The sequence below is a fragment of the Micromonospora sp. NPDC049559 genome (genome assembly GCF_040676675.1).
Classification (GTDB): domain Bacteria; phylum Actinomycetota; class Actinomycetes; order Mycobacteriales; family Micromonosporaceae; genus JBFAPK01.
In genome coordinates, this window is sequence record NZ_JBFAPK010000001.1 from 196516 (window position 1) to 210513 (window position 13998).

Annotated in this window: 10 protein-coding genes and 1 tRNA gene; 5 read left to right on the top strand and 6 right to left on the bottom strand. The window is 73.0% G+C overall.

Features of this window, described 5'->3' with window-relative positions:
- Positions 1–73: transfer RNA gene (locus AB0J86_RS00875), tRNA-Lys, on the bottom strand.
- 244 nt (positions 74–317) lie between these two features.
- On the opposite strand from AB0J86_RS00875, the gene AB0J86_RS00880 reads away from it, so the two are divergent.
- On the top strand, positions 318–1538 hold the full coding sequence (locus AB0J86_RS00880) for a hypothetical protein (RefSeq protein WP_363850424.1): 1221 nt from the start codon (positions 318–320) through the stop codon (positions 1536–1538).
- Between the two features lie 72 nt (positions 1539–1610).
- Here the strand turns inward: AB0J86_RS00880 and AB0J86_RS00885 are convergent, their stop codons facing one another.
- The 3 genes from AB0J86_RS00885 to AB0J86_RS00895 form a co-directional block, all read right to left on the bottom strand.
- Entirely contained in the window at positions 1611–2438 is an 828-nt protein-coding gene (locus AB0J86_RS00885) for an FkbM family methyltransferase (protein ID WP_363850427.1), read from the bottom strand.
- A 270-nt stretch (positions 2439–2708) separates the two neighbouring features.
- Positions 2709–5051, bottom strand: a complete 2343-nt coding sequence (gene lon, locus AB0J86_RS00890; RefSeq protein WP_363850430.1) for an endopeptidase La — start codon at positions 5049–5051, stop codon at positions 2709–2711.
- 181 nt (positions 5052–5232) lie between these two features.
- On the bottom strand, positions 5233–7212 hold the full coding sequence (locus tag AB0J86_RS00895) for a Xaa-Pro dipeptidyl-peptidase (protein ID WP_363850433.1): 1980 nt from the start codon (positions 7210–7212) through the stop codon (positions 5233–5235).
- Between the two features lie 505 nt (positions 7213–7717).
- Here AB0J86_RS00895 and AB0J86_RS00900 point away from each other — a divergent pair.
- Complete coding sequence (locus AB0J86_RS00900; protein ID WP_363850436.1) at positions 7718–8845, top strand: PHB depolymerase family esterase; 1128 nt, start codon at positions 7718–7720, stop codon at positions 8843–8845.
- A 22-nt stretch (positions 8846–8867) separates the two neighbouring features.
- Here the strand turns inward: AB0J86_RS00900 and AB0J86_RS00905 are convergent, their stop codons facing one another.
- On the bottom strand, positions 8868–9170 hold the full coding sequence (locus tag AB0J86_RS00905) for a metal-sensitive transcriptional regulator (protein WP_363850438.1): 303 nt from the start codon (positions 9168–9170) through the stop codon (positions 8868–8870).
- Between the two features lie 241 nt (positions 9171–9411).
- Here AB0J86_RS00905 and AB0J86_RS00910 point away from each other — a divergent pair, with 241 nt between their 5' ends.
- The 3 genes from AB0J86_RS00910 to AB0J86_RS00920 all read left to right on the top strand — a co-directional run bounded on the left by AB0J86_RS00910 (position 9412) and on the right by AB0J86_RS00920 (position 13389).
- Positions 9412–11658 (top strand): ATP-dependent RecD-like DNA helicase, encoded by a 2247-nt coding sequence (locus tag AB0J86_RS00910; RefSeq protein WP_363851570.1) that lies wholly within the window; start codon positions 9412–9414, stop codon positions 11656–11658.
- A 174-nt stretch (positions 11659–11832) separates the two neighbouring features.
- On the top strand, positions 11833–12273 hold the full coding sequence (locus tag AB0J86_RS00915) for a DUF3618 domain-containing protein (protein WP_363850441.1): 441 nt from the start codon (positions 11833–11835) through the stop codon (positions 12271–12273).
- Between the two features lie 81 nt (positions 12274–12354).
- Entirely contained in the window at positions 12355–13389 is a 1035-nt protein-coding gene (locus tag AB0J86_RS00920) for a questin oxidase family protein (RefSeq protein ID WP_363850444.1), read from the top strand.
- Here AB0J86_RS00920 and AB0J86_RS00925 read toward each other — a convergent pair.
- Positions 13386–13958, bottom strand: a complete 573-nt coding sequence (locus tag AB0J86_RS00925) for an exonuclease (RefSeq protein ID WP_363850447.1) — start codon at positions 13956–13958, stop codon at positions 13386–13388. The genes AB0J86_RS00920 and AB0J86_RS00925 overlap by 4 nt on opposite strands.
- Positions 13959–13998 lie beyond the last annotated feature (40 nt).

Genomic DNA, 13998 nt, shown 5'->3' on the forward strand with positions numbered 1-13998 from the left:
TGGGCCGCCTGGGACTCGAACCCAGAACCCGCGGATTAAAAGTCCGCTGCTCTGCCCATTGAGCTAACAGCCCCGCTAGTCGTACAGGCTACCGGACCGTGGGCGGTTCCAGCGCCGGGTTAAGTCCGGTAACTTAGCGAGTCGATCACTTTACGGACAGCGACGATGAGGCAAGCTGCAAGCGTCGCCCATCGACCAGCATGGTCACAAGCGGTGAGTCATACATTGGCCAACCCGATTACGGAGAGAGATCAATAAGTAACACTCTGAATACAGCTCGGGTATCGAGACCCTTGCATGTATTCCAGGAGGTCAACTTGACCCGGTCAACCCTGCCCACTGTTCGACGGAGGATCGCCCGTCGGGCGTTCGTCGCCGTGGCCGCCGTCGCCCTGCTCGTCGCCGGCACGACCGCGGCGTCCGCCAAGCCGATCTCACCGGCGACGGAACCGGCCGGAGCGGTGCCCGGTGACTATCGCACCTGGACCGACCTGTTCGCCGCCCAGGAGAGGCTGAACGCCGCAGCGGAGAAGATCTCGGCGAACGCCGGTGCCGGCCTGGCCGGCATCGTCGCCGCTCCGGAGAACCGCGAGCTTCGGGTCTACTGGAAGGGAGCCGTTCCCGCCGTGCTGACCGGTCTCGCCGCCACCACCGGCGTACCGGTCACGTTCAAGCCGGCGAAGTTCAGCATGCGCGAGATGGGCGCGGAGGCCGCCCGGCTCGCCGCGCTGCCCGGCGTCGCCTCGGCCGGCCCGAAGGCGGACGGTAGCGGCGTCAGCGTGACGCTCGTTCGCGGTTCGGAGTCGAGCGCCCGCGCCACGGTGGCCGGCGGCGCGAGACTGCCGGTCGACTACACGGTCGGTGACCGGGTCGAGCTGATGCTCGGCCGGCAGGCCGACACCACGCCCTTCTGGGGCGGGGCCCGCTACAACACCCCCGTCGGTGGCTGCAGCACCGGCTTCGCCGTCTCCTGGGCCGGCGCGAACAGGATCATCAGCGCGGGTCACTGCGGCTCCAACGGCCAGAACGCCACGGTACCGGGCTGGGGCACGGCGGGCCCGATCATCAACGACAACGACTCCCGCGACACCCTGATGATCAACGCCTCCACCTCGGGTCGGATCTACACCGGGGCGTACAACGCCTCGACCAGCGTCGGGGTCGGCGGAGCCGTCTCCGACTTCGTCGGCAACATCATCTGCACCGGTGGGGCCTCCAGCGGTGAGCACTGCAACATCCAGGTCCAGGCCGTCAACCAGTACGTCAACGTCGGCTACGTCATCGGCCCGATGACGTACGGCGTCCAGCTCAACGGCACCTGCGCCGTCGCGCCCGGCGACAGCGGCGGTCCGGTCTACTCGTACCGGGCCGACGGGCGGGTCGACGCGCGCGGCACCGTCTCCGCCGGTACCTCCAACGTCTCCTGCCCCGGCGTCTCGCCGGTCGGCTCCACCATCGTCTTCTACGCACCGCTGCTCGGCGGCTCCGGCTACGTCGGATCGCTGAACTTCTACGGCGCGGCCATCGTCACCGGCTGAGCCGGCTCCGGTACCGCACGGCGGGGGTGGGTCGGTGCGCCGGCCCACCCCCGCTCGGCGTGCGCACGGCCGTCACCGAGACCGGAGTACGACGTCCTTGCTGAGGTCGCCCCAGCCCGCCTCGCGGGCCTCGGCGATGATGTCGCGCAGTTGCGGGGTGTCGACCCGGTGCTCCCGTCCGGCACGCAGGACCGAGACCGCGAACCCGGCACCGAGGTACTTGAGCAGCTCGTCGTCGGCGTGCATCACCTCGCAGATGCCGGCCGTCCGGCGGCCGTGCAGCAGGCCGGCCATCCCCTCCAGGGCCGCCCGCTCGTGCCCCTCCACGTCGATTTTGAACAGCAGCGATTCGCCGTCGTGGAGTCGTATCCGCTCGTCGAGCCGGAAGCACTCCACGGCCACCCCGTGCTCGCCCGGTACCCGCAGCGAGGCGGTGCCGGAGTGTTCGTGGAAGTTGAGCCGGGCCGTACCCGGCGCGTCGCTGGCGGCACCGGCGTGCAGCACGATCCGCGGGTAGTCGGCCGCCGCCCGTTCGACCGTGGCCCGCAACCTGACCAGCACCGCCGGGTTCGGCTCGACCAGGTGCAGCTCGCGCAGCCCGTCGTACCGGGTGGAGAACGCCACCTCGCCGTAGTTGGCACCCACGTCGAGCGCGACCGTGGGCCGCAGCTCGCCGACCAGCCGGCGCCAGGTCGCCACCGCGCTGCGGTCGAGGTTGCCGCGGTAGACCGCGAGCAGCACCCCGCGCGAGTCGGCCGGGTCGGCGTGCATCAACACCCCGATCTCGTTGCGGAACGCCCCGGCCCGGGCCCGCAGCGCGGTACGCCGGGCCGCGATGCGGACGCGCTGTCCGCCGGACTTGTGGAACGCACGCCGCAGTACGGAGCGGAGCTTCGCCATGCCGGTCTTCCCTTCGCCTGCTTCGCCGCACCATCTCTCGGAACGAGTCAGGCGGGCGGAAGCGACGACCGTTTCGGCGATATCTCACTTTCCAGCATGGAAATAGGTAATTGCACCGAGGCGCGCTCCCCCGGGACGGCGACGGCAGGCGCGGGCCCGGGACGAAACGGCCGGGGCGGGTAACCGACGGCAGAGGCGGGATACGACGGCGGGGCGCCCCACCCGCAGGTGGAGCGCCCCGCCGTCGGTGCCGCGATCGGGCCGCCGCGATCAGGCCGCCGCGAGCGTGGTGCCGTGCTCCGCGCCCAGCCCGCCGAGGTCGTCGGCGGGGCGCAGCGCCAGCGCCAGCACGTCCGCCACGTCGGCGAGCGTGTGTACGGTCAGCTCCTCGCGTACCTCGGCCGGCAGGTCGTCCAGGTCCGGCTCGTTGCGCGCCGGGATGATGACCTCGGTGAGGCCGGCCCGGTGCGCGGCGAGCAGCTTCTGCTTCACCCCGCCGATCGGCAGGACCCGACCGGAGAGGGTCACCTCGCCGGTCATGCCGAACTCGGGGCGTACCGGTCGGCCGGAGGCGAGCGACGCCAGCGCGGTGACCATCGTGATGCCCGCGCTGGGGCCGTCCTTCGGCACCGCCCCGGCCGGCACGTGCAGGTGGATCCGGCGCCCGGCGAGGGCGTTCGGGTCCAGACCGAGGGCCCGGCCGTGCGAGCGCAGGTACGAGAGCGCGATCTGCGCGGACTCCTTCATCACGTCGCCGAGCTGTCCGGTGAGCGTCAGGCCGGGCTCACCCTCCATGCTCGTCGCCTCGATGAAGAGCACGTCACCGCCGGCACCCGTGACGGCCAGTCCGGTCGCCACCCCCGGTACGGCGGTACGCTCCGCCGACTCGGGCGTGAACCGGGGCCGACCCAGGTACGTCTTCAGGTTCTCGGCGTCGACGCGTACCGGTCCCTCGCTGGTGGCGAGCGCGACCGCGACCTTGCGCAGGATCCGCGCCAGGGCGCGCTCCAGCTGGCGTACCCCCGCCTCGCGGGTGTGCTCGGCGGCGATCTTGGCCAGCGCCTCGTCGGCGATCGAGACCTCCTCGGCGGTCAGGCCGGCCCGCTCCAGCTGCCGGGGCAGCAGGTGGTCGCGGGCGATGGCGACCTTCTCCTCCTCGGTGTAGCCGTCGAGCGTGACCAGCTCCATCCGGTCCAGCAGCGGCCCGGGGATGGTGTCGACCACGTTGGCGGTGGCGAGGAAGAGCACGTCGGAGAGGTCCAGGTCGACCTCCAGGTAGTGGTCCCGGAACGTGTGGTTCTGCGCCGGGTCGAGGACCTCCAGCAGGGCGGCGGCCGGGTCACCGGCGTAGCCCGCCGAGATCTTGTCGACCTCGTCGAGGAGCACCACGGGGTTCATCGAGCCGGCCTCGCGCAGGGCGCGCACGATCCGGCCGGGCAGCGCGCCGACGTAGGTACGCCGGTGGCCGCGGATCTCGGCCTCGTCGCGTACGCCGCCGAGCGAGACCCGGACGAACTTGCGGCCGAGCGCCCGCGCCACGGACTCGCCGAGGCTGGTCTTGCCGACTCCGGGCGGGCCGGCCAGCGCCAGTACGGCACCGGAGCCGCGACCGCCCACGACCTGGAGGTTGCGCGCCGCGCGCCGGTTGCGCACGGCGAGGTACTCCAGGATGCGCTCCTTCACGTCGTCCAGGCCGGCGTGGTCGGCGTCGAGCACCGCACGCGCCGCGGCCAGGTCGGTGTTGTCCTCGGTACGCGTGGTCCACGGCATCTCCAGCACCGTGTCCAGCCAGGTACGGATCCAGCCCGCCTCCGGGGAGGCGTCGCTGGCCCGTTCGAGCCGGCCCACCTCGCGCATGGCCGCCTCGCGGACCTTCTCGGGAAGGTCGGCGGCCTCGACCCGGGAACGGTAGTCGGCCGAGCCGTCGGGCTCGTCCTCGCCCAGCTCCTTGCGGATCGCGGCGAGCTGCTGGCGGAGCAGGAACTCGCGCTGGGACTTCTCCAGCCCCTCGCGTACGTCGGTGTTGATCCGCTCGGTGACCTCCTGCTCGGCCAGGTAGTCCTTGACCCAGCCGACCAGCAGTTCGAGCCGGGCGGTCACGTCCGGCGCGGCGAGCAGTTCGATCTTCTGTTCCAGGGTGAGCCAGGGCGCGTAGCCGGCCGAGTCGGCCAGCTCGGAGAGGTCGGTCATCCGCTCGACGGCGTCGATGACCTGCCAGGCGCCGCGCTGCTGGAGCAGGGAGGTGACCAGGGCCCGGTACTCGCGGGCCAGTTCCTTGGCCTTGCCGGCGGGCGCCGGCTCGGTGATCTCGTTGGCCTCGACCCAGAGGGCGGCGCCGGGGCCGGGTACGCCCGAGCCGATCCGGGCGCGGGCGAGGCCACGCACCACGGCGGCGGGTTCCCCGTCGGGCAGCCGGCCGACCTTCTCGATCGTGGCGATGGTGCCCACGGAGCCGTACTCCCCGTCTACGCGGGGCACGGCGAGGAGCTTCTTGTCGCCGCTCGCGCGGGCGGCGTCGACGGCCGCCTGGGTCGTCGGGTCCAGGGTCACCGGAATGACCATGCCCGGCAGCAGGACGGCGTCGGTAAGCGGAAGAACCGGAAGAGTTGCCATCGAACACCTGCTATCGGATTGAGGTTGAGCCTGTACGACTCAAGTCCGTACCGGTGCCCGGTGTTCCGCCCTGTGATCCAGACCACCTCAAGATCCGGACCCGCCCCCGCGATCTAGGGCAAATCCTCGTGATTAGAGATCAACTCACGGAGATTTGCCCTAGATCGACGGGTCTTGGCGGCTAGCGCAGGTCCGGCACCTGGCGCGGGTCGCGCGGGGCGGTACGGGCCTCGGCCCGCTCGCTCGGCGCGGTCGTGACGTGCGGCGCCACCGTCGGGGCGGGCAGCCCGACCGGCCCGGCGACCGGCAGGGTCAGCCGGCTACGCCCGAGGTCGACCTGGACCGTGGCGTCCTGGTCGTCGACGTTGGTGTACTCCGGGTCGCTCTGGCTGAGCACCAGCCCGAGCGTGTGCCCGGCCGGCACGACCGCCTCGTACGCGTCGAGCGGGACGTCGACCGTGTACCACCGGTCCGGCCGCAGCGGGGTGGTGAAGCGCAGCGAGGTGTGGTGCGCGGCGTCCAGCCAGCCCCGGGTCAGTACGGCGTGGTCGGCGGTGACCGTGTTCTCCGCGGTGTCCCGGTAGCAGCCGTCGTCGGTGGCGCTCGACTGCCCCCAGCACGACTCGGTGGTCAGCGTCCGTACGCCCTCGGAGGCGAAGTAGTTGATCCGGGTGGCCGTACCGTAGTCGACCAGGCGGGCGGTCAGCTCGGTGGTCGGCCGGTCGACCCGGATCCGCAGCCGCACCGACGGGCTGCCGGAGATCCGCAGCGGGGCGGTCAGCGGCCCGGAGAGGAAGGCGAGTCGCCCGGCGCGGGCGGTGTTCGGGTCGGTGACCTGCTCGTCCTCGCTCAGCGACTCGTCGGTGTAGGCGCGTACGGTGCCGGGGCTGGCGCCCCGTCCGCCGAGCGTGCCGGTGGTGCCGTCGCCGCCACCGAGCGCCACCTGCACCGGCCGGGCGCCCTTCGCCGGCCAGTCGGCCTCGTCGGTCCAGACGCCGGGGCTGGTCTCGATGCTGGCCTTCGGCTCCCGGTCCACGCCGTTGCGCAGGCCCTGCAACCAGTAGTCGAACCAGCGGTGCAGGGTCCGCACCCACTCGGCGCGCCGTACGTCGAAGGGGTCCTCGTGCCCGGTCTGGTGGATCCAAATCTTGCGCGGTACGCCCCGCTCGGCGAGCGCGTCCCACCAGGGGGCGAACTGCGAGGTCGGCACGTTCAGGTCGTTGATACCGTGCACCACGAAGACGCTCGCCCGCACCTTGCCGGCGTCCTTGCGGTAGTCCCGCTCGGCCCAGTAGGCGTTGTAGTCCCCGGTGGACTCGCCGCTGTCGGCGCGCAGCCGGGCCAGGGTCGCCGCGCACGCCTCGTCCGGGCGCCCGTTGACGTACGAGTGCAGGTAGGCGGGGTAGTCGCTGGCCCGGAGCACGCCGTTGAAGCGCTGGTAGCCGTACCAGCTGGAGATCGCCGAGATCGGGACGATGGTGGCCAGCCCCGGTACGCCCGTGGCGGCGACGCCGTTGGCGATCGAGCCGTCCCAGGACTTGCCGATCATCCCGACCTTGCCCGTCGTCCAAGCGCTCGCGCTGACCGGGCGGCCGTCGGCGGTGAAGCCCTTGGCCCGGCCGTTCAGCCAGTCGATGACCGCCTTGGCGCCGGTCACCTCGGCCCGGCCGCCCACGTCCTCGCAGCCGGTGGAGCGGCTGGTGCCGCTGAGGTCGACGGCGGCGAAGGCGTAGCCACGCGGTACGAAGTAGTTGTCGTAGAAGAGCGGGAACTTGGTGATCAGCCCGTCGGCGTCGTACTGCTTCAGCTCGCTCTCGTTGCCCCTACCGCAGCACTGGTAGTACGGCGAGGCGTCCATGACGACCGGCACCTTCACCCCGGCCGCGGCGGCCTCGCGGGGCCGCACCAGGTCCACGGCGATCCGGTCGCGGACCCCGTCACCGTCGGAGTCCATCGGCGCCTCGACCCAGACGCTCTCCCGGATCGCCTGCTCGTACGAGTAGACCGGAACGGTCTCGTCGCCGACGACGTGCGGCGGGCGCTTACCGTGCGCGGCGGCGGGTGCGGGCGCGGCGACGCCGGCGACGAGCGCCGCGGCGGCGACCATCGCGGCGCCGGCCGCGCCGACCCGTTTCGATCTGGACGATGGCACGAGCTTCATGGACAGTCCTCCTCGTCCCTGCGGCGGGACCGCCACCCGTCCGGCGGGGACTTTCGGATCGGACCGGCCGGCAACGCCTCGCGCGTCCGGCGGCCCCGGCGTACGTGCGGCGGCCGATCGCCCTATTTCACCGCACCGATGTTCCGGCGTACAGCAATACCGTCGGCTAGATGATGTTGACGAGATGATCACCAGCGGGCTACGGCGCTGGTGTCGACCGACAGATCGGCGCGGATCGGCGGCGGGGTGGCGGCGGGCTACGGCGCTGGTGACGGCCGACAGATCGGCGCGGATCGGCGGCGGGGTGGCGGCGGGCTACGGCGCTGGTGACGGCCGACACCGGAGCGGGCCGACACATGGTCCGCGCATGGATACCCGTCGCTCGGCCCCGCCGCTAGCGTCGACCCACGCCGCGCCACCACCCCCGACCCGCGCCGCCGCGTATCCCCCGCCGGCGCGCGCCGCGCCACCACCCCCAGCCCGGCCGGCGTGAAGGAGTTCCGTGATGAGGTTCCCGACCCGTACCGCCACCGCCCTGGCGGCGGCGCTGCTGATCGCCGCGCCGGCCACCGCCGCCCCCGCCGGCGCCGCCCCGTCGTCCCCCGGCGCCCCGTCGACCGCCGGCACCCCGTCGACCGCCGGCGCCGTGGGCGGCACGGGCACCGACGCCGGCGTCCTGGCCACCAACCCGTACACGAAGGCCCCGGTCGCCGGGTCGCTGGGCAGCTACAACATCTCCGGCGTCTACGTGGCCGGCGTCTCGGCCGGGGCGTACCTGGCCACCCAGTTGCAGGTGGCGTACTCCGGGCAGATCCGGGGCGCCGCGCTCTTCTCGGCCGGGCCGTACTACTGCGCCCAGAACAACGTGGCCCAGTCGCTCTACGGCTGCATGGACAACGCCTGGCCGACGTACCTGGCGAACCTTGAGGCGTACACCCGGACCTGGGCCGGGTACGGCTGGGTCGACCCGGTACGCAACCTGAGCGGCCGGCCGGTCTACGTCTTCCACGGCAACAGCGACACCACGATCAAGAGGTCGGTCAACGACGACCTGGTCCGCTACTTCCAGGACTTCGGCGCCAGCGTGCAGTACGACAGCGGCTCCTCGGCCGGGCACGCCTGGGTCACCCCGTACGGCACCGGCGGCTGCTCGGTCACCGCCTCGCCGTACCTCAACAACTGCGGGACCGATCCGCAGAACGCCTTCCTGCGCAAGCTCCTCGGCTCGGTCAACCCGGCCAACACCGGCCCGCTCGGCGGCACCCTGGTCAGCTTCGGCCAGAGCACCTTCGCCACCACCGGCAACGCCGCCACCGTGAGCATGGGCGGGACGGGCTTCGCCTACGTACCGTCGGCCTGCGCGGCCGGCCAGTCGTGCCGCCTGCTGGTCGCCCTGCACGGCTGCCAGCAGGGCTACTCGGCCGTCGGCACCGCCTTCGTCGACCGGGCCAACCTCAACCAGTACGCGGACACCAACAACATCGTGGTGCTCTACCCGCAGGCCACCGCCTCGGCCACCAACCCGAACGGCTGCTGGGACTGGTGGGGCTACCTGGGCGCCACCAGCTACCCGATCAAGGGCGGCCCGCAGTTGGAGACCGTGATGAACATGATCCGCCGCGCCGACGGCTGAGCCGGCCGACGAGGGGCCGCCGTCAGCCGCGCTTCATCAGGCGGCCGATGGCGGCCATCATCTCGGTGGCCATCTCGTCGGCCCGCCCCTCGGCGGCGCCCTCGTGCATGCAGTGCCGGGCGTGCCCGTCCAGCAACCCGAGGGCGACCTTGTCCAGGGCGGCCTGGATCGCCGAGATCTGGGTGAGCACGTCGATGCAGTAACGGTCGTCCTCGACCATCCGCTCGATGCCGCGTACCTGGCCCTCGACCCGGCGCAGCCGGGCCAGCAACTGGTCCTTGGTCGCGGTGTATCCGCGGGTCGGCGGGTCGGTCGGCGGCGTCATGCGGCAATCATAGCTAACCCCCCTGGGGTATCCGGCCGGCCCGTCCGCCGTCCGTCCGCCGTCCGTCCGCCGTCCGTCCGCCGCCCGTCCGCCCGCCGTCGGCCCGCCGGGCGGCTCGCCAGCGTACCGGTCGGGGCGGCGGCGTACCGGCTCTGGCGGGCTGCGCCATGATGCTCGGGTGAGCCGTACCGGATCTCCAGCGACCGGGGCCGACCGGGCACCCGGGCCCACCCCCGCCCCGCTGCGCGACGGCGGCCCGACCGCGACCGGCCGGCCACCGGGGGCCGTGCTGGAGGCGGTGCTGGAGCGGATCACGTACGCCAACGAGGAGACCGGCTACACGATCGCCCGGGTGGCGACCGAGCGGAGCGGAAGCGACCTGCTCACGGTGGTCGGCTCGCTGCTCGGGGTGCAGCCCGGCGAGAGCGTACGGCTGGTCGGGCGCTGGGGTTCGCATCCGAAGTACGGGCGGCAGTTCGAGGTGCACTCGTACACCACCGTGCTGCCGGCCACGATCCAGGGGATCGAGCGCTACCTCGGATCCGGGCTGATCAAGGGCATCGGCCCGAAGATGGCGGCCCGGATCGTCGGGCACTTCGGCGCCGACACGCTGACCGTGATCGAGCGGGAGCCGGGCCGGCTGGTCGAGGTGCCGGGCCTGGGGCCCAAGCGGACCAAGATGATCGGTACCGCCTGGGAGGAGCAGAAGGCGATCAAGGAGGTGATGGTCTTCCTCCAGGGCGTCGGGGTCTCCACCTCGCTGGCGGTACGGATCTACAAGAAGTACGGGGACGGCTCGATCTCGGTGGTCCGCAACGAGCCGTACCGGCTGGCGGCGGACGTCTGGGGCATCGGGTTCCGTACCGCCGACACCATCGCCCAGGCGGTCGGCATCCCGCACGACAGCCCGCAGCGGGTCCGGGCCGGCCTGCAGTACACCCTCTCCGAGGCCGCCGACAACGGGCACTGCTACCTGCCCGAGCCGAACCTCGTCGCCGACGCCGCCGAGATCCTCCAGGTGCCGGCGGAGCTGGTCCGCGAGTGCCTGACCGGGCTGGTCGCCGACGAGGGGGTGGTCCGGGAGGAGGTCCCCAACCCGCGCCACGAGGGCGGCACCATCCCGGCGGTCTACCTCGTACCGTTCCACCGGGCCGAGTCGGCGCTCGCCGGCAGCCTGCTGCGGCTGCTGGAGAGTCGCGGCGACCGGATGCCGGCCTTCGCGGACGTGGACTGGACGAAGGCGCTGGCCTGGCTGCGCGGCCGTACCGGCGCGGACCTGGCCGAGGAGCAGGAGCAGGCGGTACGCCTCGCGCTGACCTCGAAGGTGGCGGTGCTGACCGGCGGGCCGGGCTGCGGGAAGTCCTTCACCGTCAAGTCGATCATCACGCTCGCGGCGGCGAAGAAGGCGAAGATCACCCTGGCCGCGCCGACCGGCCGGGCCGCCAAGCGGATGACCGAGCTGACCGGGCACCCGGCCGCGACCGTGCACCGGCTGCTGCAACTGCGGCCCGGCGGCGAGCCCACCCACGACCGGGACAACCCGATCGACGCCGACCTGGTGGTGGTGGACGAGGCGTCGATGCTCGACCTGATCCTCGCGAACAAGCTCGTCAAGGCGGTCGCGCCCGGCGCGCACCTGCTCCTGGTCGGCGACGTCGACCAGCTTCCGTCGGTCGGCGCCGGCGAGGTGCTGCGCGACGTGCTCGCCGCCGAGTCGATCCCCCGGGTACGGCTGACCAAGATCTTCCGGCAGGCCCAGGAGTCGGGCGTGGTGGTCAACGCCCACCGCATCAACGCCGGCCAGGCCCCGGTGCTCGGCCAGTTCCCCGACTTCTTCCTCTTCCCGGTGGACGAGCCGGAGGCGACCGCCGAACTGGTGGTGGACATCGTCGCCCGCCGGGTGCCGCGCAAGTTCGGGCTGCGCCCCCGGGACATCCAGGTGCTCACGCCGATGCACCGCGGACCGGCCGGCGCCGGCAACCTCAACGTCAGCCTCCAGCAGGCGCTCGCCCCGGCCCGCGAGGGCCAGCCGGAACGGCGGCACGGCGCCCGGGTCTTCCGGATCGGCGACAAGGTCATCCAGATCCGCAACAACTACGACAAGGGCGTGGCCGGGGTCTTCAACGGCACCGTCGGCGTCGTCACCGCCCTGTCGGCCGAGGACCGGCAGCTCACCGTCCGCACCGACGAGGACGAGGACATCACGTACGACTTCGACGAGCTCGACGAGCTGCAACACGCGTACGCGATCACGGTGCACCGGTCGCAGGGCAGCGAGTACCCGGCCGTTGTCATCCCGGTGACCATGAGTTCGTACACGCTGCTGCAACGCAACCTGCTCTACACCGCCGTCACCCGGGCGAAGAAGCTCGTCGTCCTCGCCGGCTCGCGCAAGGCGATCGCGATCGCGGTACGCACGGCCGGCACGGGCCGGCGGCACACCGCCCTGACCCACCGCCTCGCGCGGCCCCGGACCGCCCCCGCCTGACGCCGGGCACCATCGGGCGCGTCAGCCGGACGGCTGATCCCCGGTCGAGTCGACCCGCCGCCGACCGGATCGCCGGAGAATAGGCGGTACGCCGAGCGGGCCGCGGCGGTCGGCGCCGGGCGCGTCGGGGGCCGGCGCGCGGCGTCCGGGCGCGGCCGGAGATCGGGGACGGGCATGACCAGGCGCAGCGTCAGCAGCCAGATGGCGGGCAAGCGCCAGGAGATCGAGCGGACCCGCGCCGAGCTCGGCGATACCGTACGGGTCCTGGCGGCCCGGTTCGACCTCAAGGCGCGCGCCCGCGCGCGGGTGGCCCGACTCCGGGCGGACTGCCGGGCCCGGGTGGCCCGGCTCGGGACGCGCGGGCGGGCGACGGTCCGGCGTACCGGCGAGGCCGCCCGCGCGGGGGCGCGGTCCGCCGGGACCGGATTGCGGTCGGTATCGGCCGGGGCGCGCCGGCACCCGGCGGTGACGGTGGGATCGGCCGCGGCCGCCGCCGTGCTCACCGGCCTGACGCTGGAGCTGGCCCGCCGGCGCAGCGGCTCCCCGGCGCGAGCCCGCCCCGGGCGTGTTCGCTCTTCTCGCCCCACAACGTGGGTGTTGTGGAGACGCGGCTGACGATGTGGAGCGGAAGCGAAGAACCGCGTCCGGCGCGTACCCGTTGACTTGAAGTCGCCTTCAACTTGCACGCTGGCCGGCATGAGCGACGGTGTACTGGACGAGGCGTACGAGCGACTGGACGGAACCGGGCCGGAGCGGAACGGCTGGCTCTCCAACCACGCGCCGATGGCGGCCGAGGCACTGGTCCGCGGTGGACACGCGGACCGGGTGCACCGGTGGATCGACGACTACCGGGACCGGCTGGAGGAGCGCCCGCGCGGCATCTCGCCGATCTCGCCCGAGGACTGGCGCGAGCCGCTCGGCGACCCGGTACGGACCGGGGACTGGCTGGACTTCTTCGAGCGGGAGCTGGCCGAGCGGCCCTGGCGGGAGGTGCTCGCCCGGTGGTGGCCGCGCCTGCTGCCCGGGGTCGCGGCCGGCGCGACGCACGGCGTCATCCGGGTCGGTCACGCGGTGCGGGCGTTGCTCGCCGAGGAGACCGGGCCCCGGGTGCGGGAACTCGGCGCCGGGCTCGGCTACTGGGCCGCCCGGTGGCAGCCGCTGGCCCCCGCCGGGCGGGGCCCGTACCCGGCCGGCGACGCCCGGTCGGCGCTGGACGCCGTACCGCGGGTGCCGGACCAGCGCTTCGGCATCCGTACCCGGTTGGCGCAGCTCGCCGAGCTGCCCGACTGGCCCCGCGCGGCCGGCGCGATCCCCGGCGCCCGGGGGACGGACGTCCGGGCGCGGATCGAGGAGATCGTGTCGGCGGCGGTGCTGCGCTTCGGTACGCACGGGCACGGCAACCCCGTGATGCTGGTGCACGCGGCCACGGCGCCGACCGCGATCCTGCGTACCCTCGACGTTCTGCCGGCCGGTCTGCGGCAGCCGAGCCTCGCCGCGGCCTGGGCCGCCACGGCCGCCGTGACCAGCGCCTACTCGCCGGCGCAGGCGCGGCCGATGCCCCCGCGTACCGTCGGCGACGCCGCCGACCTGCTCGCCCGGGCGGCGCACGACCGCGACGCGCACGGGATCAAGTTCGCGGACGCGGCCGTGGACGTCTTCCGGCGTACCGGCGACCAAGCCGCGCTCGACGTGGGCGCCTACGCGGTCGGCTTGATCGCCGGGGACGGCTAGGCGTCCTCTCCCGGGTCGGCCGGCCGGCTGCGCAGCACCGCCTCGAAGACCTTGGCCAGCTCGGCCGCGTCCTCGCCCGCGTGGTGCGTGTGCGGCAGGCCGGTGAGGCCGAGCTCGTGCTTGATGCCGCCCTTGCCGGTGCTGGCCCACTCGCGGCCGGTCAGCCCCATCCAGTAGCTGCGCAGGTCGATCCCGGAGCCGGTGGTACCGAACGGGCTGTTGCCGTGGAACCGGACGAAGTACCAGTGCACGAACATCCCGTCCCAGACGGCGGGTCCGGCCAGGAAGACCGGCCGGCCGATCCGGCGCAGCCCGTTGACCCAGCGCGCCGCGGCGCCCATCGCCGCCGCGGGGTGCGGCGCTTCCCGCAGCAGCCGGTCCCGGTCGAGGCCGGAGACGGCCAGCGCCTTCGGGACGTACTCGTCGGAGATCGGCTTGAGTTCGGTGTAGAAGGTCAGGTCGGGGCGGCCGACCACGGCCATGCCCAGCGAGATCATGCTGTACGGGCCCGGGATCGGCCCGTCCGCCTCCACGTCGACCGCGACGTAGAGCTCCGGCAACCGCGACATGACTGGGGAAGCTATCCGGCACCGCCGGCCCGGACAACCG

Excerpts from the sequence above, each read along its gene's own strand:
- AB0J86_RS00885 (WP_363850427.1), bottom strand. The coding sequence starts at position 2,438 with ATGGCGAAGCTCCGCTCCGTACTGCGGCGTGCGTTCCACAAGTCCGGC.
- lon (WP_363850430.1), bottom strand. The coding sequence starts at position 5,051 with ATGGCAACTCTTCCGGTTCTTCCGCTTACCGACGCCGTCCTGCTGCCG.
- AB0J86_RS00895 (WP_363850433.1), bottom strand. The coding sequence starts at position 7,212 with ATGAAGCTCGTGCCATCGTCCAGATCGAAACGGGTCGGCGCGGCCGGC.
- AB0J86_RS00900 (WP_363850436.1), top strand. The coding sequence starts at position 7,718 with ATGAGGTTCCCGACCCGTACCGCCACCGCCCTGGCGGCGGCGCTGCTG.
- AB0J86_RS00905 (WP_363850438.1), bottom strand. The coding sequence starts at position 9,170 with ATGACGCCGCCGACCGACCCGCCGACCCGCGGATACACCGCGACCAAG.
- AB0J86_RS00915 (WP_363850441.1), top strand. The coding sequence starts at position 11,833 with ATGACCAGGCGCAGCGTCAGCAGCCAGATGGCGGGCAAGCGCCAGGAG.
- AB0J86_RS00920 (WP_363850444.1), top strand. The coding sequence starts at position 12,355 with ATGAGCGACGGTGTACTGGACGAGGCGTACGAGCGACTGGACGGAACC.
- AB0J86_RS00925 (WP_363850447.1), bottom strand. The coding sequence starts at position 13,958 with ATGTCGCGGTTGCCGGAGCTCTACGTCGCGGTCGACGTGGAGGCGGAC.